Annotated in this window: 1 protein-coding gene; it reads right to left on the bottom strand. The window is 52.3% G+C overall.

The window, feature by feature from the left end; genetic code table 11:
* Nucleotides 1-138: 138 nt before the first annotated feature.
* The coding region (gene map, locus ACTHUM_RS17280) for a type I methionyl aminopeptidase (protein WP_440403596.1) at nt 139-581 on the bottom strand (443 nt) is incomplete at its 5' end.

The following is a 581-nucleotide window of genomic DNA, read 5'->3' as shown; positions in this document are numbered from 1 at the left end:
AGATATGTATAATAGACAGATTCAATATGGTTAAAAACTTAATTTCGAGTTTTTATTCGGTTTTCTGGATTGAGAATGCGAATAAATTTTAGGCCGTCTGAATCTATGTTTTCAGACGGCCTGAAGGTTTTTTCAAGGTTAAGGCTTACCGCTGGCAGGGCTGACGGTGAGGATTTCGTAGCCGGTTTCGGTAACCAAAACTTCGTGTTCCCATTGGGCGGAGAGGGAGCGGTCTTTGGTGACCACTGTCCAACCGTCGTTCAGGATACGCAGATGGCGTTTGCCTTGGTTGATCATCGGCTCGATGGTGAAAATCATGCCCGGTTTGAGGACGAGGCCCTCACCTTTGCGGCCGTAGTGGACCACTTGCGGCGCTTCGTGGAAACCGCGGCCGATGCCGTGTCCGCAGAATTCCTGTACTACGGAGTAGCCGGCATTTTCGGCAACCTGTTGGCAGGCATAGCCGACATCGCCGAGGGTAGCGCCGGGTTTGACCGCTTCGATACCTGCCATCATGGAGGCGTGGGTCACGTCGATCAGGCGTTGGGCAATCGGGGAGACTTTGCCGACGGTAAACATAC

This window comes from Neisseria sp. P0021.S006 (assembly GCF_051956895.1).
Note: the sequence above shows the minus strand (reverse complement) of the source record. Positions and strands in the feature narration are given on the sequence as shown.